The sequence below is a fragment of the Capnocytophaga granulosa ATCC 51502 genome (genome assembly GCF_000411115.1).
Taxonomy (GTDB): Bacteria; Bacteroidota; Bacteroidia; order Flavobacteriales; family Flavobacteriaceae; genus Capnocytophaga; species Capnocytophaga granulosa.
Map to the genome: position 1 here is coordinate 169,089 of NZ_KE150253.1, position 21,840 is coordinate 190,928.

The window sequence follows — 21,840 nt, forward strand, 5'->3', positions numbered from 1 at the left end:
AGGTAGTTATGGAACGATTTAGGCAGTATCTCAAGGGGGACATTTCCCTTTGGGGGGTGGTACTATTGTTTGTTTTTCTCTCTTTTTTGCCTGTATACAGCTCCAGTAGTAACTTAGTGTATATGGAGAAGGCAAAGATAAGTACTTTTGGATACTTGTTGCGCCACACAGCCTTAGTGTCGGTAGGGGTGCTGCTGATCTATCTGATACATATCTTTCCGTACCGTTATTTTCGTCCTTTGGCTCGGTTAGGGCTTTTGTTGGCATGGGTACTGTTATTTTTTGTTTTGCTGAAAGGCACTACAATAAAAGGGGCAAATGCAAGTCGATGGATCGATTTTTTTGGTGTATCTTTTCAGCCGTCGGCCATGGCGATGGTGGTTCTCCCGATGTATGTAGCCTCCTACTTGGCCGAAGTGTATGGTACTAAGGTGAGTTTCGTCGATAGCATACTTCCCTTATGGCTGCCTGTGGGCATCACTGTAGGACTGGTAACGCTACCCAACTTCTCCACAGGGGCGATTATGTATACAATGGTGCTCATGCTACTTTTCATAGGGCGCTATCCTATCAGGCATATGCTATTGAGTTTCCTTTTTGTAATCATGCTATCGGGTCTTTTCTTTCTTTTTATCAAAGCTTTCCCCGATGCCTTTCCGCACCGTGCCGATACATGGAAAAGCCGTATAGAGACCTTTTTTAGCAAAGATAAGGAAGAGAATTACCAATCGGAGCGGGCGAAAATGGCTATTGTTTCGGGAGGTTTTTGGGGCAAAGGAGCAGGTAAGAGTGTGATGAAAAACCTGCTTCCACAGGGTTCGTCCGACTTTATTTTTGCCATAGTAGTGGAGGAATATGGCTTATGGGGTGGGGGCTGCCTGATTCTGCTCTTTATCATCATGCTAGTGCGCTTTGTGATCATCTCACTGAAGGCAACCACTATTTTTGGAAAGCTGTTAGTACTGGGTGTAGGTATACCGATTGTTTTTCAGGGATTTATCAATATGGGAGTTTCCGTGGGGCTGCTACCCATAACAGGACAAAACCTACCGTTCTTCACCACAGGGGGTACCTCTATATGGATGACCTGTATAGCGTTGGGGATTGTGCTCTCGGTCAGCGCGAAGACAGAGGTCAGTGGTCAGTGAATGGTGCTAAGGATTTTAAAGATTTGATTGTTTGGCAACGAGCCATGGAACTTGTTGTGGAGGTATATCAATTAGTAAAAAAGTTACCTAAAGAAGAACTCTTTGCGCTAAGTGACCAAATAAGACGTGCCGTGATTTCTATTCCCAGTAATATAGCTGAAGGACAAGGAAGGAGTTCTTTAAAAGAATTTTCATATTTCTTGTCTATAGCAAGAGGTTCAAAGGCTGAATTAGAAACACAATTATTACTCTGCGTAAAAGTAGATTACTTAAAAGAGTCAGAGGTACAAAAAGCAATGTGTTTGGTAGATGAAGTGGGTAAAATGATTTATTCCCTCCAAAAGAAACTGGCTACTGACTACTGATAGCTGACTGCTGATAACTGATCGTTGATGAAAGAAATAATATTAGAGAAAGGAAAGAAGCTATATTTTGCTTCAGATAATCACTTAGGGGCACCGACTTATAAGAAAAGTCGGGAGCGTGAGGCGCGCTTTGTGCATTGGCTGGATACGATCAAGGCCGATGCGGGAGCGCTCTTTCTCTTGGGTGATCTTTTTGACTTCTGGTTTGAGTACAAAACGGTGGTACCTCGTGGTTTTGTACGTGTATTGGGCAAGTTGGCCGAGCTGCGTGACAGCGGCCTGCCTATCTTCTTTTTTGTGGGCAACCATGACCTATGGATGGGGGATTACTTCGAGCAGGAGTTGGGTATCCCTGTATATCATCGTCCGCAAGAATTTCTTTGCCATGGCAAGCGCTTTTTTATAGGTCATGGCGATGGGTTAGGTCCAGGGGATAAGGGGTATAAGCGTATGAAAAAGGTCTTTACCAATCCTTTCTGTAAGTGGCTTTTCCGTTGGCTACACCCTGATATTGGGGTACGCTTGGCGCAATACCTTTCGGTGAAAAACAAACTCATTTCGGGGGCGGAAGATGTACATTTCTTGGGTGAAGACAAGGAATGGTTGGTGCAGTACTGCCGTCGCAAATTGGAAAGGGAACATTACGACTACTTTCTTTTTGGCCATCGTCACCTACCTATGACCATAGACCTCGGTGGGGGAGCCACTTATATCAATACAGGAGACTGGATACACTACTATAGTTATGCGGTGTTTGACGGGGAGGTTTGCCAATTAGTTGTTAGTGATTAGTGACTAGTTGAAGAAAATCTAGAAATATATGTATCAAGAACTTTTAACCATAAAAGGAAATTCTTACTGTCTCGCTAAAGAAGATATTACTTGTATCAGTGACAACTGGGCATTGCCTACCTCCTATCTTGAATTTGTTCAAGAATTGGGTTTTGGTCGTCTTTTAGAGCTTTTCTTGACTTATATTCCCATGGGTAAGGATAATAATTATTGTGATAGCTTAGAGAGGCAAAATGCCTATTGGAAGGATGTTTTCCTGCAATATATACATGTGCCGTTGTCCATGCTTAAAAAGAAAGAGAACTTAGAGTTACTTATGAATGCGGAGCCTTTTATGTTTAGCGAAAATGGGGAAGTTGTCTTTTGGGATGTTAGATACCCTAAAGCGGGGGAATATCCGATCTATCTTGTACATTTTCCTGTAGGGATATATTTTGTTGGTTATCATTTTCGGGAGTTTATCACTCGCCTTACTTGCGAAGAGACTTACAAATCTATCTTGAAATTTCATGAAAGTCCGCTATTGCCTACTTTTGAACCTCTGTCTGTTAATCAGAAGACTTCTTTATCATAATATAACGTGAGTTCGACGTAAGCAAAATTATATTTTTTCTCCCACAGATTCTACGGATTTTCACGGAGAAAATGATATAACTAAGCGTAACTCTTTAATTTTCACGGATAAATAAGACCAAAGGTCTTATAAAAATCTGTGTAAATCACAACAACACAATTACACAGACATAGAAAATCTGTGAAATCCACGAAAATCAGTGGGAGCTTTCGTTATATCGAACTCATGTTACTATAAAAAATAACTTTTTCATCGGAGACTTGTTTGTCTAATAGGAGGATATTATGTCTCCATGGTAAAACTGCAACGCTGCGTTGCAGTTTTGTATCTGCTTGATAATAATGTTCGTAGAACCGTTTCATATACCAGAGATTACGAGGTGAGAGTCCCATATCAGGAAATTCTCTCTTTAGGTCAACAGAGAGTTGTTTTACAACTCCGCTACCATATCCTTCTTCTAAATGCCGATCAAAAAGGAGCTTCCCTATATTCCAATATACAGAACTGATAGTAGAACTTATTTGTTTGGCGAGATAATTACGTCCGTCTCGGATATGATTAATGGCTTGTAGAAGCATCTCTTCATAATCAAAATTAGGAGTTAATGTACTCATTGTGTTGATTTTTTACTTTGCCAAAAAGACAGATAAATTTGTTTTTTAACCCCTCGAATTCGAGGGGGTATGAAAGTACAAAGATAAGGAAAATTTATTAATAATCCTTATCTTTGCCACAAAAAAGAACAATTACTTATGAACTTACAAACTATCATCATCTAAAGGCAGACCCTCATGGTACGAGATACTACGATTATGAAGAGGATGATTAGTTGCGGGGTAAATCAATCATTGGAGATCTAAAAGTGTTCCTTCATCATAATACACTACTTTATCACCTATAATACGAGCAGGGGCGGTGTAGCTGTGGGGTTCTTCCTTGTCTATAGCCATGATATGCTCCACTTCCCAGCCTTTTGCTTTTAGATAATCCGAGATCATGGATCTATGACAACGCCACCAGAGTGCCTCGGCACACATATAAGCGGTGTTTTCTTTCTCTGCAATAGCAATGAGTTGGGTTATGCCTTCTTTAAAATCATCAGTCTCCATATAATCGGCATAAGCACGGAAAGATTCATTATGCCAACGCGTATTCTTGGAGTCCTTATGTACCTTACGCCTGCCTCCTAATAAGGGAAGATGGGTATAAGCAATACCAACTTCAGGCAGGGCAACCTCCAAATTTTCTTTGTTGAATTGTGGATATCTGTTAGAACCAGGCAGGCCCCTGACGTCTACTAAATGCTGTATCTTAAAGGATTGCAACATTTCTGTAAACTCTTCCAAGGTATGGGTAGAATGTCCTATGGTGTATATTTTCTTCATAGGTACAAAGTTAGGGAAAATCCATCAATTATCCTTATCTTTGCCACGAGAAAAAGAATAGTTACCTATGGACTTACAAGCCCTTATTACCCATTACAGAAATTGCTTGAACTCATCACCCGATGCCATACTCATAGGAGAAATACCCGAAGGAGCTGAAAGTATTCCACAAGAAGTATCGAATTGGAGAGTTCCTGCTTATAGTGCTTTTCTAAGACTTTGTAATGGAGGGTCTTTTGGAGATATCATTCTCTGGAGCGTGGAGGAGCTGTTGGATAACCAATATCGTGTTCCTTCTGACCAACCTTCGTGGTGTGAGATTGGGCAGCTGCTGTATGCGCCTCTTTTCCTAGATAAAGATACCCAACACGTACTTTTTCCTGCCGATAGCTATGAAGGTATTGAAGAGATTGATGTTGATTTTGATACTTTTGTAAGGGAATATATCTTTGGTAGTAAGTACAAGGAAAAAATTATAGGTTATGATGATGCCGATGATGAATGGTCAGGATTTTTAAAAGAAAGTAAATAGCCGATGAACAGACATGAACTTTTAGAAAAAGCCCCTATTGCTACGGTGTTTTTAAAATATGCCTTGCCGAGTATTATTACCATGTGTTTCTTTGGCTTACAGAACTTGGTAGATGGTTATGTGGTAGGCAATTACGTAAGCGAAAAAGCTTTGGGAGGGGTGAATATCATCATGCCACTTTTCAGTAGGGGCTACATATTTTCTCCTATGCTTTTTTGATAAACGGATTTAATATCTTAGTTACCAGCTTTTTTACCTCTATCGGCAATGCCTTAGGCTCTATTGTGATTGCTGTTTTGCGAGGAGTGGTATTCATTGGTATTGGAATGCTTATCTTACCTACTTTTTTGGGTGAACGAGGTATCTGGCTTACTCTTGTGCTTTCGGAAGTACTTACTTTGGTGGTAAGTGTGTTTCTTGCTCGAAGGTCGGTAGTGTTTAGAAATTAGGCAATTTGTCAATTAGCGAAGTAGCAGATTATTTTTTATTTCACATTTGTCCCCATAAAGGGAATTCGATCGTTATAGGGGTATAACATTAAATTTTTAGAAACACATGAAAGATTTTGTATTGATTTTTCGTTTGAACAACATCGCTGATTTCAAGCCTACTGCTGAGCAAATGCAGGAACGTATGAACTGGCTTGCGGGTATCGCTTCACAAAACAAATTAGCTGACAAAGGCAATACCCTTTTGCCTATTGTTGGCAGTGCTAAAACTATCAAAGCCGATAAGGTTGTAACCGATGGTCCTTTTACCGAAATTAAAGAGTTTATCAGTGGTTATGTGGTAGTGAAAGCTGAAAACATAGACGAAGCAGTAGAGATGGCAAAAGCCAATCCTATTTTTGAACAAGTAGGTGGTAGTATTGAAGTACGTGAAGTGCTAAAAAGAGATTAAAATGCCTCACTCACAACTTTTATCCGATTTGTTTCGGAAAGAATATGCTAAAATGGTGGCAGTACTATGTCGCCATTTTGGCTTTTCTCATTTGGAGATTGCGGAAGATATTGTAAGTGATACATTCTTAAAAGCCTATGAATTGTGGGAAACACAGCCCTTGCCTACTAACCCTACTGCGTGGCTTTACACCGTCGCCAAAAACAAAGCTAAAGACTATGAAAAACACGTAGCTATATTCCAAAATAAAGTAAAAAAGACACTTACACCTACTGAAATAAGTGAGGAACTTACCTTTGAAACTTCTGAAATAAATGACAGTCAGTTGGAAATGCTCTTCAATATCTGTGATCCTTCTATTTCGGTAGTATCACAAATAAGTTTGGCTTTGCAAATACTCTGTGGTTTTACAGTAGAAGAGATTGCCAATGCCCTGCTGACGCCTGTTGAAACTATAAAAAAACGACTTTTTAGGGCTAAAAGCAAGCTCAGAGAGCATCATTTTCAAATTAAAACTGTAAGCTCAGCGGATATACAAGCACGATTAGAAACGGTATTGCGCTGTTTGTACTTATTCTTTAACGAAGGCTATTTTTCAGAAACCAACAGTCAATTTATACGGAAGGAGTTTTGTAAGGAAGCCTTGCGTCTTACGCTCTTACTTGCGGAACACCCTCAAACTGATACGCCACAAGTGAATGCTCTTTTATCACTAATGTGTTTCCAAAGTTCGAGACTAGAAGCTCGTACTAGTGCCACTGGTGAGAATACCCTTTACGAGCAACAAGATAAAAGCAAATGGGATAAAGACCTTATAGACAGAGGCAACTATTACTTAGTAAAAGCCTGCGAAGGTTCACAAGTCTCTAAATATCACTTGGAAGCAGGTATTGCCTATTGGCATACTACTCCTACCGATGAAAACAAGTGGGAGTATATTCTTCGCTTATATAACCAATTGATTATCATTGAGTATTCTTCCGTAATAGCCTTAAATAGAACTTTTGCTTATGGCAAGGTATATGGAAAAGAAAAAGCCATTGTAGAGGCTGAAAAATTGGGATTGGAAGACAATCATTACTATCACGAGTTGTTAGGATATTTGTATACTGATATCGATAACCAAAAAGCAATTGCTCACTATCAAAAGGCGGTTACTCTTTCTAAATCGCCTAATGAGCGTGCAACACTGCAGAAACAGATAGAACAATTAGTGAAATAAAATTTGAAGAACTCAAAATGCACACTATTTAGGATTACTCAAAAAAAAGAAAATGAAACGGTATCAAATTGTCACCAGTTAAAATTAAAAGCCGCTGATGGAGGAATGGGCGCTGATACAAAAACTACAAATTAGTGGGTTAAGTGAAAAATAATATGTACTTTTGCATGTTATATCGTTTAAAGGTAGCCACAAGCTACCTTTAAACGTAAAAAAGAGTATATTATGAATAAAATAGCTCATCTATATCAGCAGTGGAAAGCCTTACAGCCCCTTAGAGAGCGTATTGGAGAAAACTCGTAGTGTATTTTTGCCACTACCTCAATATAATTAGCAAATGAAAAAAATGCATATCCTTATAGCCTTAGTGTTATTCTTGCTTGTGAGAGGGGCTTATTATATATTTCACCCAACGCTTTTTGCAAAGCCTACGGGCAAGTATGCTATTGGTACGGTGAGCTACTGGGTAACTGATCCTAATAGGGAAGAGATCTTTATTACAGATAAGCACCAAGCCAGACAAATACCCATACAAGTGTGGTATCCTGCCGAAAACACCTCTCAGAGTGATTACGCTCCTTATATCCCTGAAGCTACCAAGGTGAGCGAGGCTATTTCGGAACTTTTGCATATTCCGAAGGCTTTGCTTTATTCGTTGCAATTCAAGCATTCTAATGCCTTAGAAAAAGTTCCTATAAGCGATGAGAAAGCGCAATATCCTGTTCTCTTGTATCTTACAGGTCTTTACGGTCACCGATGTATAAGCACTTTTCAGATACAAGAGTTAGTCTCTCAAGGGTATATAGTGGTAGGTATTGATTGTCCTATGGCGGTAGCCTTGGCAACGTTCTCTGATGGCAGCACACTCCAGAGCCAGCCGCGAAGTGTAATTGATCCCATGCTTAATGATAGCTTAACAGAAGAAAACCCTCTTTTGAGTTATAACGGAAAGACCTTTGAAGGGGGACTGATAGCCTACTTTGCCAAAGATGTATCGTGCGTAATAGATTTCCTCACCACACTCCATACAGATGACCCTCACCACCTTCTTACCAATAGGCTCAATATGGACAAACTGGGAGCTTTTGGGGTCTCTCTCGGAGGGATTATCGTATCGGAAGCCTCGTGCAAGGATAGACGTATTAAGGCAAGCTTGATTATGGAATCACCTATTCCTAAGAAGATAGCACAAACAGGTTTGCCTGTTCCTATCATGGTTATTACCCGCCCAGCAGAAGCTATGCGTACTGAACGCAAGAAATCGGGAGGATGGACAGAAAGTGATATAGAGCAGCATCTCAGTACAATGAGGGCTTTGTTTGAGAATACAGCAGAGAGTGAATTCGTACAACTTCCTGATATGTTCCATGTAGATTTTACGGATGTACCCTTGTGGGTACCTTTTGCTCAGCCATTAGGATTGAGTGGTAGCACCCCTATTGAAGAAACACATGATAAGCTGAATAGCCTCACCCTTAAATTCTTTGAAGAATACTTGCAATAATTATTAGCACATTATATGAAACTTCTTTTTACTTTTTTATTATTCCCATTCTTAGCAGCTGCACAACCGAAGATCAGTTGTAAGGAGGTTATAAAACCTTATGAAGACTTCCAAAGTCCATTAGCTTTTGAAGAGACTGTCGTGGCACTTCAAAAAACACTGAACAGCAAAGGTATTACCGTTTTTGCTACTATCGAACACCATAAGGCAGCGGAGGCAGTAGGTGAAAGTATGTCGCCTGCTACGGTGCTTATAGTAGGCAATCCCAAAGTAGGAACCGCCCTGATGCAGGAAAATCCCCTCTTGGCCATTGAACTCCCTTTGAAAATCCTCATCTACGAGGAGGGGAAAACGGTAAACATACGTTACGAGAAAGTCGCCGCCATCGCTGAAAAATACCATATCAAGCAAAACTTCAGCACAGCGGAAAGGATAGATGCTGCCATGCAACAGCTGATAAAATCGACTATAGGGAATTAACTCATAGTACGACAAGCTATAAAATCCAGTGGTGCGAGTCGTGCAGCCAGTAACCACTTCGAGCAAATGGTCGGTTTGTGGGACGTATTGCTTGACTTTTAAATATGGCGAATTTGCCATAATTGTAAAGGCAGAAAAAAACACATCATACTGATTGGCAAATTAACAAATTATCCTTATATTTGCTACAGAATTTTATGGTACTAATACAAACAAATGAATGCAGAATTATACTTAAAAAAAGCTGTTCTACAATTGGCTAAAGGATTGGAGGAAAAGAGTATAGAAAGCCTGAATAAAGTGCTTGAAACAGGGGGAGATGATCAAATAAGCCTTATCAAAGCACATCTTATATTTGCTGAATACTATATAATGAAAGGTGATTTTCCTCAGGCAGAGGAACATCTATCTTATATTAATAACATTTATGAAGAGAGTGATGAAGAATTTGACGACTTGCTAAATGATGAGTTTTTTGAAGCTGATATGCTTCTGGATATCATAGAACGTTTCCGTTTTCTTAGGAAATAATTAGCTCATTTGTTAATTATAAAACTTCCCGTATGTTACATGTGCCATATGGGAAGTTTTATCTATGATAAAATTATATTGCACAAAATTTATTTGTAAAAAATTTTATTGTTTAAAATATTTGTTATATCTTTGCTCCCGAAATCAAGAAGTCATGGCAAAAGAAGTCTTACAGTTAAGTGCTCAGGTATGTTTTCCGCTTTATGCGGCCTCGCGTAAGATTACACAGCAGTACGCTAAGTATCTTACGCCCTTAGACCTTACCTATCCACAGTATTTGGTACTTTTGGTTCTCTGGGAAGAAGGTACTCTTATGGTAAATGCGATAGGGGAGCGGCTGTATCTGGATAGTGGCACTCTTACCCCACTACTCAAGCGAATGGAAACTAAAGAGTTGCTTACCCGTATCCGTTGTAAGGAGGACGAGCGCGTCATGTGGATAACACTTACTGAAAAAGGCAAACAGCTAGAAGAAAAAGCTAAGGAAATTCCTTTGCAATTGAAAGGAACAATACCACTAAGCACCCAAGAATTTGAGACTCTTAAGGCTCTGACGTATAGAATTCTTAATAAGGACAAATAACAAAGTAAAAAAGAAATATTATGACAGCATTGTACACAGCAGTGGCTACCGCTACAGGTGCCCCTAATAGAAAAGTAACTTCCGACAATGGCGTATTAAGTCTTGAATTACGTTCTCCTAAAGCCTTAGGAGGCGCTAATGACGATTATACGAACCCTGAGCAGATTTTTGCAGCGGGCTATGCGGCTTGCTTTGACACCGCACTGAACTTGGTTATCAAGCAGACGAAAGCAACTACAGGGGTGACCTCTGTAACATCTCATGTTTCTATCGGAAAGCTAGATAATGGCGGTTTTATTTTCGCTGTAACCTTACAGGTAAATATACCTAATGTATCGATAGAAGAAGCCAAGGCGCTTGTAGCCAAAGCAGACCAAGTGTGCCCATACTCTAATTCTACTCGTGGGAATATAGAAGTAACCTTTGAAGTAAGTAATAATTAACAAATTAGTTTTATATGAGTTTTTTAGAAATTGCACAGAAGAGATATGCTACTAAAGCGTATCGCAATGAGAAGATAAGTGAGGCTAAAATCAAGGAATTGGCAGAGATACTCCGCCTGGCACCTTCGTCAGTTAATAGTCAACCTTGGAAATTTGTTATTGTAGGCGATGAGGCACTTAAGGCCGATTTGGCAGCCCATTCGTTCTTTAACGAGCAGAAGATAAAAGATGCCAGCCACTTGGTAGTACTCTTTGCCTACGATGATATTGCTGCTTTTGAAACCTATTTCAAGGCAAATCAGCCACAACCAGTGGTTGATTATTATCAAAGTCTAAAAGCAGATGGTGAAGAGCGTGCTAAAGTTTGGTTTCAAAAACAAGTGTATCTGGCAACTGGCTTTCTGTTAGCAGCTTGTGGTGCAGAAGGGATTGATGCGACTCCTATGGAAGGTTTTGACCCAGCTTACTACGATCAAAAGTTGCAGGTAAAAGGCTTTAAACCTGTGCTCGTGGTAGCTATAGGCTACCACAGTGAAGCCGACGGCAATCACCCAAGTAAGACCCCTAAAAAGAGACTTCCGCTTGAAGAAGTGGTAACAATTAGATAATTTGTTGATTTGCCAATGAGATAATTAGCCAATGAGTCAATGAAACTATTGACTTATTGGCTAATTATTTGTATTTTTGTGGGATAAAATGGAATATTATGTTGAAGCAATTGACCTTTATCGTGGCTTTGTTGCTTTCCTTATGGGGGCAAGCACAGACGGAAACAACCCTTCGCCATATAGATATACTTGCCTATAATACTGAGGGAGAGCTCTATTTTTATTGGCAAAAAGGGAAAGATAAGTTCTTAGAGCTAGAGCTTGATTATAAGGAAGATGAAAAGGCAGATTATAGACAAGATCTCTATGACTTTAAGATAGTTCATTATAATGATGAGAATTGGGAGACGCTGAAGGAGATAAAAGAGGAGGATAGGAAAATCGTCTCTCTCAAGGATATTCAGCGCACTACTCTCAAGGATATTGTAGGGAAAACCTTTAAGACACTTCCGCCTATCTATGACAAGAATACCCAAACCATTCTCAAGATACTTAACCCACAATTGGCCTTGCTATGTGATATAGATATAGAAGAAAAAGACCCTTATCAAGAAAGGGACTATTATTCGCTACGTGCTATCAACTTGGGAAAGGGTAGGAATATATATCTCTTGAGTGATAATAGTTATATAGAAGGGTTTATAGTGCCTTTGAAGGATAAAACCCTATTCTTGAACGACAGAGAGACGACAAAACTTATGGTAACTCAATATCCTTCATCTTATAAAGATGATTTCATAGATTATAAGCCAAAAGAATATATGTTACTTCGTCCTAAAGGCAAGCGCTATGAACTTATTGATATCTATAAGCAAAAAGTGCTTCCAGGTAGATATGATACGATCTATTATAACGAATTTGGCATAATAGGCAAAAGAGGGCGTAAGTTTGTTCTCTATGACAGTTATTTACAAAAGAAAGACTTCAAGGGGATGAGAAGTGTCTATTTCTACCGAGATGGGATAGAGATGCTTAACAAAGAGGGAGCAGACTATTACCAGATAAGTGGAGAGCGAATAGAGGTGTTTCCTAAAATCGTTTATTCCCTCTGTGGGACAGTGTATGAGAGGCGTTATACCCTAAAGAAAGATGAGCATAAAAAAGAATACCCTTACTATATGCTTTACGGTTATGGAGGTTTTGCCTCGGAGTACGAGGCAGAGAAGGAGCATTACCTCTCGGACAGGAGTGCGGAAGAGACCCTTTCGTTTGTCAATGGTAAACATCGTATTGTATGGGACGAGAATGACTCTTTTACAGGCACTATCTATCCCCACCCTGAGCTTATACGAGTACAACAAGGCAATAAGTATGGGCTTTTTGGCTATAGCTACCAAGAGAAATTAGATAATGTCAAAGACTATACAGAGATAGAGCTAGAAGGAAGTCCTTTTTATAAGCGCATGTTGCGTATATATCCCAAGGCATATCTGATAGGAGAAGAGCTACTTCCTATTGTCTATGACAATATAGAGCAACAGAAGGACGGGCTTATCTACTTTTACAAAGATCATAAGATAGGGATCTACCCCCAACAGAAAAAGGCGGTATATGAAAAAATTACCCCCCAGACACATTCGTTCTATAAGATCATCAAAAACGGTAGAGCGGGGTATCTGGATATAAGGACAATGAGGGAGTATTACTAATTAAAGTTTTTTAGTTCTGATAAATTTTTCGTACCTTTGTCCCATAATATATTAAAGAGCGGGCTTTGTGTTTGTGTTTTTTCTACATTAAATCAAACTCTTACAAAGTCTGTAAAACTTAAATTAAATAGTCAGATGATGAAAACCTTACAAAATATAGAAGAAGAAATTCCTACTGAAGAGTTAAATAGAATCTTTATAGAAGCTACCGAGAGAGCTCGTCGTGAAAATAGAGCTTTAGGGCTTAGTAATATCAGTGTAAAAGAAGGAGAGCTTGTAGAAGAAAAACCAGATGGAACGATTGTTTATCTGGGTAAAAAAGCACAATATGGAAATCTTATAAAAGTGAAAAAAGGAGTTTATACGATAGATGAAAAATGAAAAGATTTCGCATGTTTGCAGGTCCTAACGGATCGGGAAAGTCTACTCTTATAGAAGATGTAAAGAAGTACTATAATGTGGGGTATTTTATAAATGCTGATGTTATAGAATTAGCACTAAAAACTAAGGGGTTTATCCATTGTGATGACTATTTGCCTACTGAAATTAGTCAAGATAACTGGAATGATTTTTTGCAGTATGCTGAAAACAAGAGGATTGATCTGAATAAGCTACAACAAATACATATTGTTGACAATATTTTGGTCTGTATAGGAACTATAGATAGCTATATAGCGGCTTCGGTGGCTAATTTCTTTAGAGAGATGCTGCTAAAACAGCAAAGTACTTTTTCTTTTGAAACAGTAATGTCTCACCCCTCTAAAGTAGATTTTTTAAAGAAGGCTAAAAATAATGGTTTTAAAACCTATTTCTACTTTATCACTACACAAGACCCTACTATTAACATAAAACGTATAGGATTCAGAGTTAGCAAAGGCGGACATAATGTTTCGGAAGAAAAGATAATAGAGAGATACTACAGGACTATGGATCTGCTTTATAATGCTTTTGTGATAGCGGATACTGCCTTTATATTTGATAACTCTTCTGAAGATGACCGTTCATTGTTAATTGAAAAAAAGGAAAACAAACTCTACTTTTTACAAGAAAATGTTCCTGAATGGGTAAAAATTTATCTTTTGGATAAAATCAACTATTGATATAAGTACTGAAAACCTCTTTGTGTAGTATCTCACAGAGAGGTTTCTCAATTGATAGTTAGTATATTTTACTGCTTATTGGCTAATTGTCCGCAGGCGGCATCAATATCCTTACCGCGAGAGTAGCGGATGGTGGTGGTGATACCTGCTTCTTCTAGTTTTCGCTTGTAGAGCAGGAGGGCTTTTTCGTCAGCTTGCTCAAAGAGGCCATCGTCAATGGGGTTGTACTCAATGAGATTGACCTTGCAGGGCGCAAAACGACAGAAAGCGACTAAGGCATCGACGTCCTTGGGTGCATCATTGATACCTTTCCACACTACATACTCATAGGTGATACGACTTTTGGTCTGTTGATACCAATATTGTAAGGCTTGGCGTAGTTCGGCAAGGGGGAAATTGACTGTCCAAGGCATAATCTTGTTGCGTGTCTCCTCAATGGCGGAGTGTAGGGATACGGCAAGCTTGAACTTGACCTTATCATCAGCCATTTTGCGGATGAGCTTGGAGACCCCTGAAGTAGATACAGTGATACGCTTGGGGGAGAAGCCAAGGCCTTCCTTTTCAGAGGTGATACGCTCAATGGCTTTTATCACATTGGGGTAGTTCATCAGGGGTTCGCCCATACCCATAAAGACGATATTGCGCAAGGGACGACCATAGTAGAGTCTGCTCTGCTGATCAATGGTAAGCACTTGGTCAAAGATCTCATCGGGGGAGAGGTTGCGCATACGCTTGAGGCGGGCGGTGGCACAGAAGGAGCAGTTGAGACTGCACCCTACTTGGCTAGATACACAGGCGGTGATACGGGTATCGGTAGGTATAAGCACAGATTCCACATAAAGCCCATCGTGCAGGCGCACAGCATTCTTGATAGTACCGTCCTCGCTACGCTGCATGGTATCTACCTTGATATGGTTGATGACGAAATGCTCTGCCAGTAGCTGGCGGGTTTCCTTGGAGAGGTTGGTCATCTGGTCAAAAGAATGGGCACCCTTTGTCCAGAGCCATTCATATACTTGATTGGCACGGAAAGCCTTTTCCCCGTGGGAGAGGAAAAAATCTTGGAGTTCTTCTTTTTTTAAAGCACGAATATCTTTCATAGTGAAAAGTGAAGAGTGAAAAATGAAAAGCTTTTCACTTAATAAAGAACCATAATAATAGAGATCCTACAATGATACGATAGTAGCCCCAGAGGGAGAAACCATATTTCTTGATCAGGCCAACAAAGCCCTTGATAGCGAGGATGGCTACTATATAAGCTACGAGATTACCGATGAGGAACATGGAGAGTTTGTCGGAGTTGCTGGCTAAGAGTTCATAGCCCTTGAGGTTGGTACCACTTCCTGTGTAGTGCTTTAGGAATAAGGAATACACAGTTACGGCAAGCATAGTAGGTACTGCCAAGAAGAAAGAGAACTCGGCGGCGAGTTCGCGGGAGAGCTTCTGTTGCATACCTCCAATGATAGAAGCAGCGGAACGGCTGGTGCCAGGCATCATGGCCAAGCATTGCCAAAAGCCTATAATAACGGCCTTTTCGATAGAGATATCTTTCTCGTGAAATATTGCAGGGTGCTGGAAAAATCGGTCAATAAAGAGCAGTACAAAACCGCCCACGATGAGCATGATCGCAATATATACGGGAGCGCCCATGACAGAATCAATATAGTCGTCCAAGAGCTTACCCAAGACAAGGGCAGGGAGTACGGCAAAGCCAAGTTTTACAAAGAACTGCCAGCGAGAGAAGTCCAAGAACTTGCGCCAATAGAGGGTTACCACAGCTAAAATAGCCCCGAACTGTATGCAGAGGGCGAAGATCTTGAAGAAATCATCTTCGGGGAGTCCCATCAGTTCGCGGGTAAAGATCATGTGAGCGGTGGAGGAGATGGGTAGGTACTCGGTAAGTCCTTCCACAATGGCAATGATGATAGCCTGTAGTAAGTCCATTAGTTTTCTTTTTGTTTGTCGTTATACAATATAGCCACTACCTCGGTAGCGAATCCCAGTAGCACCAAGGCAGGCGCCAGACTGATACGCTGGAAGTTGAAGATAGCGGGATTGAAGACCTTAGGGTCATCACTGCCCCCTCCACTCATGGTGAGGAAGCCCAAAGAGATAAGCCCCAAACCAAGGAGCATCAAGAGGAAGTTTTTTCGTTTGAAAACCATCTTTTTTAATTGTTAATTGTTAATTGTCAGTTGTCAGTGGTTAGTGGTTAGTCACTAGTCATTGGTCACTAGTCACTAATAATAGAGTTCGTCGGTATGGAGGTTTAAAAAGCGCTGGGCGGCGAAATAGGTGCTGATCCAGCTGATGAAAATTCCAATAGCAAATAGGGCGGCAAAAACCGATATAAAGGCGCTGGAGTTGCTAAGCAGCCCCCATTCAGGCCAAGACTTATCCAAATAAAACAAGCAAAGGCTCAGTGCTAAACAGGCCAGCAATGCGCTGAGGATACCTAAGGCTATATTGGTGACGATAAACGGTCTGCGAATAAAGGCTTTGGTAGCGCCTACTAGCTGCATGGTCTTGATAATAAATCGCTTGGAGTAAACGGACAGACGTATGGACGAGTTGATTAGCAGCATGGCTACGAAGGTAAAAATAGCTGAAATAGAGAGGATAACGATAGAGATTTGCTGGAGGTTGGAATGCACTTTCTCTACCGAAGCACGGTCATAGACAACTTCCTTGACAGAGGCATTTTGCAGTATAGATTCTTTGATTTCCTCCATTTTTTCAGGGGCGACATAGTCGGCCTTGAGGGTAAGGTCAAAGGAGTTTTTCAAAGGGTTGTCTCCGATGGTGGATATAAAGTCCTCTCCCAGTTCCTCAATGAAGGACTGTGCAGCTTGCTCCTTGGAGATAAACTGAACTTTTTTGATATAGTCGGCAAGGGAGAGTGTTTTTTGGAGCTGCTGTATATCGGCCTCTTTGGCGGTATCCTTGAGGAAAACGGACATAATGAGGTTTTCCTTGTAACTATCGGTGAAGTTTTTGGCATTAATCAGCAGAAACCCCAATAGCCCCAGAAGGAATAGCACGAGTGTAATACTCAGTGTAACAGAAAAATAGGAAGAGATGAGCTTCCTACGGTTGTATCGTTCGGTTCGGGTATGCACTTTTTAGGCAAGTTAGAAAATGAGCGTAAAAGTAGTAAAAATCTATTATATAGAAATTGGTTTGTGAGAGATATACAAAAGTTTAACGGTTGTTAGTTTTTTTTAAGAGTGTGGAAACACAGGGTTGAAGGGACAAGAAGGTGGAGGTTTCTTTTTTTGAATAAATCTACAAAAAAAATTTGCGCAATCAAATAATTTTTTGTTACTTTGCGCTCTGAAAAAAATATGATTGTAGAGATTTTCAAAAAACACCATGAAACCTTTAAAAGAATTAAGTAGAATAGACTTTGGCTGTTATGATAGTGCGCTCTCCAAAGGAGAAATTTTGTACCTACAACTCAAAAATTTTGACGAGAATAATCAATTTTTGGCAAATGTGGATGCTTTTGTAGAGGAAGATGAGAAGTATAACAAAAATCTTCTTTTGGAGAACGATATTTTATTACCATCTAAAGGTACCCGAATTTTTGCTACTTTGTTTCGAGCGCAATGGGGTAAAGCTGTGGCTTCCTCTATTTTTTATGTATTGAGAGTCGACAGTGCAATTGTATTGCCTGCTTATTTGGCTACTATTCTCAATTTACCACAGTACCAACAACAATTATGGCAAATGGGAGGAGGTAGTAATATTTTTTCACTAAGGAAAAAGGAGTTAGAGGACTTACAAATACCCATACCTCCTCTTAAAATACAACAACAAATAAGTGATTTAAATCTGTTGTTTCAGCAAAAAAATATTTTAAGACAACAGATGATACAAAAAGAACGGCAATTATATCAATCTATTATTCATAAATTAATATCATAATACGATGGAAAATAACAAGATAACGAGGGATATTATTAACGGTATTGTATGGAAAGCCTGTGATACCCTGCGTCCTGTAATGGGTAGTGGGCAATATAAAGACTATATTCTCACGCTCTTATTTGTAAAATATCTTTCGGATGTAAGAAAAGAGAAAATCGAAAGTTATCGTAAAAGTTACAATGACAATGAGACTATGGTGAATCGACAGTTACAAAAAGACCGTTTTGTCATTCCTGAAAAAAGTACCTTTGATTATTTGTATGATCACCGCAATGAGTCCAATTTAGGCGAAATTATAGACATTGGACTTACAGCTTTAGAAGAAGCCAATCGTAGCAAACTAACCAATGTGTTCCGCAGTATTTCTTTTAATTCTGAAGCTGTTTTTGGGCTTACCAAACAGCGCAATATGATTCTTAAACAACTTTTGACTGATTTCTCTAATCTGGACTTAAAACCATCTCACTTAGAGGGGAATGATGTTATAGGTGATAGTTACGAATACCTTATTGCTCACTTTGCGGGTGAAGCAGGTAAAAAGGCTGGCGAGTTTTACACCCCTTCCGAAGTGAGTACCCTTTTGGCTAAATTGGTAGCTCCTAAAGCAGGCGACCGCATTGCTGACCCTGCTTGTGGTTCAGGCTCTCTCCTGATAAAAGTTGCTAAAGAAGTAAAAGGCAAAAACTATTCGCTTTATGGGCAGGAAAACAACGGTAGTACTTGGGCACTCTGCCTGATGAATATGTTTCTGCATGAGCAAGATGCTGCTACCATTACTTGGGGCGATACTCTGAACCATCCCCAACTTATAGAAAATGATGCGCTGATGAAGTTTGATGTAGTGGTAGCCAATCCGCCTTTTTCTTTAGATAAATGGGGGGCTGAAAATGCTTCTGCTGACCCTTACCAACGTTTCCATCGAGGCATCCCTCCTAAAACTAAAGGAGATTATGCCTTTATTAGCCATATGATTGAGAGCACCCACGAGACTAACGGACGAGTGGGGGTGATTGTGCCTCACGGGGTACTCTTTCGCGGTAGCTCGGAGAAAATCATTAGGCAACAACTCATTGAGGAGAACCTGTTAGAAGCGGTAATAGGTTTGCCTGCCAACCTCTTCTATGGTACCAGTATTCCTGCGGCTATCCTGATTTTCAGCCGTGCTAAAGGAGCTAATACTGATGTGCTTTTTATAGATGCGAGCAAGGCTTATGAAAGTGGCAAAAACCAAAACCATTTGCGCGATGAGGATATTAGCCATATTGTTTCGGTATATCAGAACTACAAAAAAGCTAAAGCCATTAGTGGTGAAAAAGGCAGTGTGATAGAAGAACGTTTTGCCTATCGAGCCACTTTTGCAGAAATACAAGCCAATGACTACAACCTAAATATTCCGCGCTATGTAGATACTTTCGAGCCAGAGGCTTTGGTAGATATTGCTACCGTACATAATGAGCTGGGGCAACTAAAACAAGAACTTAGCCAAGTAGAACAACAAATAGAACAATACTTAAAAGAACTAAACCTTGTGTGATAATGGATATTTTTGATTATATAGACCAACTTTCGGCTACCTACCATAACCTACTCCCTATGAGTCCTGAGAATCAACGCCGATGGGATAAAAAAGTACGTTTGGAGTTCAATTATAATTCTAACCATATAGAGGGAAATACGCTCACTTATGGTGAAACTGAATTGTTATTACTCTTTGATGAAACTCACGGCAGTCGCCCAATGAGAGACTACGAAGAGATGAAAGCCCACGATGTAGCCTTCCAAAAAATAAAAGAATGGGCTGCTGATACTGATATGCCTCTTACGGAGAAGGATATTAGAGAGCTTAATCAAATTATCTTAGTACAACCTTTTTGGAAAGATGCTATTACCCCTGATGGGCAACCCACTCGCCGGCAAATAACAGTGGGGAACTACAAAACCCAGCCCAATTCGGTACGCTTGCCCAATGGAGAGCTGTTTGAATACACCGCTCCGCAGGAAGTACCCATACAAATGCAAGCGCTTATGGAGTGGTATCGCGATGAGCAAACCGCTTTGCACCCTGTAACCCTTGCGGCTATGTTTCATTACAAATTCGTATGTATTCACCCTTTTGACGATGGTAACGGGCGTGTATCGCGTTTGCTAATGAATTACGTACTTTTAGCACATAAGTTGCCCCCAGTGGTTATTAAATCGAGCGACAAACAAAACTATTTGCACGCACTCCACTTAGCGGATATAGGGCAATACGAAGCCTTTATACGCTATATAGCAGAACAAGTAGTAAGTAGTTTGGAAATGGCTATCAAAGCAGCCAAAGGCGAAAGTATAGAAGAGCCTGATGATTTAGATAAAGAAATCGCACTCCTTGCCCGACAGCTACAACACCAAGAGACTTACAAAACCCCTCAACAAGTGCTAAACGTTTTTCATTGGGCACAGCAGAAACTCATTGCCCCTTGTGAAGCTGTATTGCAAAAGTTTGACAAGCTATTTCAGGAGAAGAAAAGGGTTAGAAAAGTGAATGATAAAGAGATAGAAGAAGAGAGTACGTTAAAAGATTTATTAGAAAGACTTAGAACTCCTATGAAGAGTATTCAGCAAATGAACGAAGAAGCTAAGTTAAAAGCACAAAGAATTTATGACATAGATCCTTATATTACTGAAATTAACAATATTACTCACCTGTACTATTTATATGGTAGTGCTTATGCAAGGGATAGCTCTGTTGTGAATTGTAGTATTGACATTTTATTTAAAAACGACTCGTATATTATAGCAATAGAGGTAATGAACAATTATCTCCTCAAAAAAAGCTATCCTTATAGCACTTTTCCAGATGATGAGAGCATAAGTGTTTTACCCCAACAATTAGGCAAAAAACTATTAGCAAAAGTGAAAGGAGTATGATAGCAAAGATGCCTAAACATTGGAAAATAAAGAAGTTAGGAGATGTATTAGAAATATTCCCTACTGCCAGTTACTCTCGATCTGAATTATCAGATGAAGGAGAAGTGCAATATATTCATTACGGAGATATACACACAAAATTTGATAGTCTCTTAGAAATAACAGATGATACCTTACCTAAAATATCTAAAAGTAAAGGTGAAAAATATGAGACGATACAGTTAGGAGATTTAGTGATGGTTGATGCTTCAGAAGATTATCAAGGAGTAGGAAAGTCTACAGAGATAATAGCTTTATCAAGATATAATACAATAGCAGGCTTACACACTTTTTTACTAAGAGATAAAGGTGAATACTTCTATTTAGGATATAAAGGGTATATTACAATGAGTGATTATGTAAAAAAACAATTGTATATAGCAGCAACTGGAACAAAAGTTTATAGTCTTTCAAAAGAAAGTTTAAAGTTAATACAGCTTCCCATTCCCCCATTAAAAGAACAAGAAAGAATAACCAAGATACTACTTACTTGTGATAAAGCCATTCGCCTTACCACTCAAATTATCACCCAGTTAAAACAGCGCAACCAAGGGCTTGCCCAACAGTTGCTAACGGGAGAGAAAAGAATAAAAGGTTTTGAGAATAGTGTATGGAAAGAGGTGAAACTGGGAGAAATAGGAGAAGTATATCAACCTGAGACTATAAGCCAAAATCTTTTAACAGAAGAAGGTTTTAAAGTATATGGTGCAAATGGAGTGATAGGATATTACTCAAGATATAATCATGAAAAAGAACAGATAGCAGTAGTTTGTAGAGGAAGTACTTGTGGACTTGTTAATTTTACAGAAGCTAAGTCTTGGATAACAGGAAATGCAATGGTTATTAATTTAGATGGAAATCCTAATTATTCTAAACTATTTGTTTATGAATACCTTAAAAATGATAACCTAAACTATCTAATAACAGGCTCTGGACAACCTCAAATAACAAGTGAAATTAAAAACCACATTATAAAAGTGCCTTCATTTAAAGAACAAAATGCTATTGCTCAAATTCTTGACACTGTCCATCAAGAGCTCAAACTATACGAACAAAAACTACAACTCTTGCAAACTCAAAAGAAAACACTCATGCAAAAGTTGCTTACTGGAGAGATATTAACCATTAAAAAATAGTTTAAT

Annotated in this window: 28 protein-coding genes; 22 read left to right on the plus strand and 6 right to left on the minus strand. The window is 39.5% G+C overall.

The window, feature by feature from the left end; genetic code table 11:
• The first annotated feature begins 8 nt into the window (after positions 1 to 8).
• The 4 genes from HMPREF9331_RS05710 to HMPREF9331_RS05725 are packed head-to-tail and all read left to right on the plus strand — an operon-like array spanning position 9 to position 2,879.
• Entirely contained in the window at positions 9 to 1,148 is a 1,140-nt protein-coding gene (locus HMPREF9331_RS05710; RefSeq protein ID WP_016420068.1) for an FtsW/RodA/SpoVE family cell cycle protein, read from the plus strand.
• Complete coding sequence (locus tag HMPREF9331_RS05715) at positions 1,145 to 1,513, plus strand: four helix bundle protein (RefSeq protein WP_016420069.1); 369 nt, start codon at positions 1,145 to 1,147, stop codon at positions 1,511 to 1,513. The genes HMPREF9331_RS05710 and HMPREF9331_RS05715 overlap by 4 nt, the downstream gene beginning before the upstream one ends.
• Before the next feature lie 27 nt (positions 1,514 to 1,540).
• Entirely contained in the window at positions 1,541 to 2,305 is a 765-nt protein-coding gene (locus HMPREF9331_RS05720; RefSeq protein ID WP_016420070.1) for a UDP-2,3-diacylglucosamine diphosphatase, read from the plus strand.
• 28 nt (positions 2,306 to 2,333) lie between these two features.
• A complete protein-coding gene (locus HMPREF9331_RS05725) occupies positions 2,334 to 2,879 on the plus strand; it encodes a hypothetical protein (RefSeq protein ID WP_016420071.1) in 546 nt (181 codons plus the stop codon).
• Positions 2,880 to 3,091: 212 nt separating this feature from the next.
• Here the strand turns inward: HMPREF9331_RS05725 and HMPREF9331_RS05730 are convergent, their stop codons facing one another.
• Positions 3,092 to 3,493, minus strand: coding sequence for a DUF1016 N-terminal domain-containing protein (locus tag HMPREF9331_RS05730; protein ID WP_016420072.1), 402 nt, complete (start codon positions 3,491 to 3,493; stop codon positions 3,092 to 3,094).
• A gap of 231 nt (positions 3,494 to 3,724) precedes the next feature.
• Positions 3,725 to 4,264 carry a DUF488 domain-containing protein gene (locus HMPREF9331_RS05735; protein ID WP_016420073.1) on the minus strand — a complete coding sequence of 180 codons (540 nt, stop codon included), beginning with the start codon at positions 4,262 to 4,264 and terminating at the stop codon, positions 3,725 to 3,727.
• Between the two features lie 67 nt (positions 4,265 to 4,331).
• On the opposite strand from HMPREF9331_RS05735, the gene HMPREF9331_RS05740 reads away from it, so the two are divergent.
• From HMPREF9331_RS05740 to HMPREF9331_RS05805, 14 genes are all read left to right on the plus strand, one after another.
• A complete protein-coding gene (locus HMPREF9331_RS05740) occupies positions 4,332 to 4,796 on the plus strand; it encodes a hypothetical protein (RefSeq protein WP_016420074.1) in 465 nt (154 codons plus the stop codon).
• 3 nt (positions 4,797 to 4,799) lie between these two features.
• Entirely contained in the window at positions 4,800 to 5,015 is a 216-nt protein-coding gene (locus HMPREF9331_RS13305) for a hypothetical protein (protein WP_016420075.1), read from the plus strand.
• Positions 5,012 to 5,245 carry a hypothetical protein gene (locus HMPREF9331_RS13310; RefSeq protein WP_040357129.1) on the plus strand — a complete coding sequence of 78 codons (234 nt, stop codon included), beginning with the start codon at positions 5,012 to 5,014 and terminating at the stop codon, positions 5,243 to 5,245. Before HMPREF9331_RS13305 ends, HMPREF9331_RS13310 begins: the two co-directional genes overlap by 4 nt.
• Before the next feature lie 106 nt (positions 5,246 to 5,351).
• Complete coding sequence (locus HMPREF9331_RS05755; RefSeq protein ID WP_016420076.1) at positions 5,352 to 5,696, plus strand: YciI family protein; 345 nt, start codon at positions 5,352 to 5,354, stop codon at positions 5,694 to 5,696.
• 1 nt (position 5,697) lies between these two features.
• Entirely contained in the window at positions 5,698 to 6,918 is a 1,221-nt protein-coding gene (locus HMPREF9331_RS05760; protein WP_016420077.1) for an RNA polymerase sigma factor, read from the plus strand.
• A 337-nt stretch (positions 6,919 to 7,255) separates the two neighbouring features.
• Positions 7,256 to 8,422, plus strand: a complete 1,167-nt coding sequence (locus tag HMPREF9331_RS05765) for an alpha/beta hydrolase (RefSeq protein WP_016420078.1) — start codon at positions 7,256 to 7,258, stop codon at positions 8,420 to 8,422.
• Between the two features lie 15 nt (positions 8,423 to 8,437).
• Positions 8,438 to 8,902: a DUF302 domain-containing protein gene (locus HMPREF9331_RS05770; protein ID WP_016420079.1), complete on the plus strand. Its 465-nt coding sequence runs from the start codon at positions 8,438 to 8,440 to the stop codon at positions 8,900 to 8,902.
• 216 nt (positions 8,903 to 9,118) lie between these two features.
• The gene (locus HMPREF9331_RS05775; RefSeq protein WP_009640616.1) at positions 9,119 to 9,433 is read left to right on the plus strand and encodes a hypothetical protein; all 315 of its coding nucleotides are present in this window, start codon (positions 9,119 to 9,121) and stop codon (positions 9,431 to 9,433) included.
• 154 nt (positions 9,434 to 9,587) lie between these two features.
• Entirely contained in the window at positions 9,588 to 10,016 is a 429-nt protein-coding gene (locus HMPREF9331_RS05780; protein ID WP_016420080.1) for a MarR family winged helix-turn-helix transcriptional regulator, read from the plus strand.
• 20 nt (positions 10,017 to 10,036) lie between these two features.
• Positions 10,037 to 10,459: an organic hydroperoxide resistance protein gene (locus HMPREF9331_RS05785; RefSeq protein WP_016420081.1), complete on the plus strand. Its 423-nt coding sequence runs from the start codon at positions 10,037 to 10,039 to the stop codon at positions 10,457 to 10,459.
• A 14-nt stretch (positions 10,460 to 10,473) separates the two neighbouring features.
• Positions 10,474 to 11,067, plus strand: coding sequence for a nitroreductase family protein (locus tag HMPREF9331_RS05790; protein WP_016420082.1), 594 nt, complete (start codon positions 10,474 to 10,476; stop codon positions 11,065 to 11,067).
• A 98-nt stretch (positions 11,068 to 11,165) separates the two neighbouring features.
• Positions 11,166 to 12,716: a hypothetical protein gene (locus tag HMPREF9331_RS05795; RefSeq protein WP_016420083.1), complete on the plus strand. Its 1,551-nt coding sequence runs from the start codon at positions 11,166 to 11,168 to the stop codon at positions 12,714 to 12,716.
• 135 nt (positions 12,717 to 12,851) lie between these two features.
• Complete coding sequence (locus HMPREF9331_RS05800) at positions 12,852 to 13,097, plus strand: hypothetical protein (RefSeq protein WP_016420084.1); 246 nt, start codon at positions 12,852 to 12,854, stop codon at positions 13,095 to 13,097.
• Positions 13,094 to 13,816 carry an ATPase gene (locus HMPREF9331_RS05805; RefSeq protein WP_234945859.1) on the plus strand — a complete coding sequence of 241 codons (723 nt, stop codon included), beginning with the start codon at positions 13,094 to 13,096 and terminating at the stop codon, positions 13,814 to 13,816. The genes HMPREF9331_RS05800 and HMPREF9331_RS05805 overlap by 4 nt, the downstream gene beginning before the upstream one ends.
• A gap of 68 nt (positions 13,817 to 13,884) precedes the next feature.
• Here HMPREF9331_RS05805 and rlmN read toward each other — a convergent pair whose 3' ends face one another.
• The 4 genes from rlmN to HMPREF9331_RS05825 form a co-directional block, all read right to left on the minus strand.
• The gene (gene rlmN, locus HMPREF9331_RS05810; protein ID WP_016420086.1) at positions 13,885 to 14,916 is read right to left on the minus strand and encodes a dual-specificity RNA methyltransferase RlmN; all 1,032 of its coding nucleotides are present in this window, start codon (positions 14,914 to 14,916) and stop codon (positions 13,885 to 13,887) included.
• A 34-nt stretch (positions 14,917 to 14,950) separates the two neighbouring features.
• Positions 14,951 to 15,760 carry an undecaprenyl-diphosphate phosphatase gene (locus HMPREF9331_RS05815; RefSeq protein ID WP_016420087.1) on the minus strand — a complete coding sequence of 270 codons (810 nt, stop codon included), beginning with the start codon at positions 15,758 to 15,760 and terminating at the stop codon, positions 14,951 to 14,953.
• Positions 15,760 to 15,981 (minus strand): DUF3098 domain-containing protein, encoded by a 222-nt coding sequence (locus HMPREF9331_RS05820; RefSeq protein ID WP_016420088.1) that lies wholly within the window; start codon positions 15,979 to 15,981, stop codon positions 15,760 to 15,762. Before HMPREF9331_RS05820 ends, HMPREF9331_RS05815 begins: the two co-directional genes overlap by 1 nt.
• Before the next feature lie 75 nt (positions 15,982 to 16,056).
• Positions 16,057 to 16,935 carry a cell division protein FtsX gene (locus HMPREF9331_RS05825; RefSeq protein ID WP_016420089.1) on the minus strand — a complete coding sequence of 293 codons (879 nt, stop codon included), beginning with the start codon at positions 16,933 to 16,935 and terminating at the stop codon, positions 16,057 to 16,059.
• A 253-nt stretch (positions 16,936 to 17,188) separates the two neighbouring features.
• Between HMPREF9331_RS05825 and HMPREF9331_RS05830 the strand changes: the two genes are divergently transcribed.
• The 4 genes from HMPREF9331_RS05830 to HMPREF9331_RS12605 are packed head-to-tail and all read left to right on the plus strand — an operon-like array spanning position 17,189 to position 21,834.
• Positions 17,189 to 17,743: a restriction endonuclease subunit S gene (locus HMPREF9331_RS05830; protein WP_016420090.1), complete on the plus strand. Its 555-nt coding sequence runs from the start codon at positions 17,189 to 17,191 to the stop codon at positions 17,741 to 17,743.
• A gap of 4 nt (positions 17,744 to 17,747) precedes the next feature.
• Positions 17,748 to 19,280 carry a type I restriction-modification system subunit M gene (locus tag HMPREF9331_RS05835; protein WP_016420091.1) on the plus strand — a complete coding sequence of 511 codons (1,533 nt, stop codon included), beginning with the start codon at positions 17,748 to 17,750 and terminating at the stop codon, positions 19,278 to 19,280.
• Between the two features lie 2 nt (positions 19,281 to 19,282).
• Complete coding sequence (locus HMPREF9331_RS05840) at positions 19,283 to 20,659, plus strand: Fic family protein (RefSeq protein WP_016420092.1); 1,377 nt, start codon at positions 19,283 to 19,285, stop codon at positions 20,657 to 20,659.
• A complete protein-coding gene (locus tag HMPREF9331_RS12605; RefSeq protein ID WP_016420093.1) occupies positions 20,656 to 21,834 on the plus strand; it encodes a restriction endonuclease subunit S in 1,179 nt (392 codons plus the stop codon). The genes HMPREF9331_RS05840 and HMPREF9331_RS12605 overlap by 4 nt, the downstream gene beginning before the upstream one ends.
• Positions 21,835 to 21,840 lie beyond the last annotated feature (6 nt).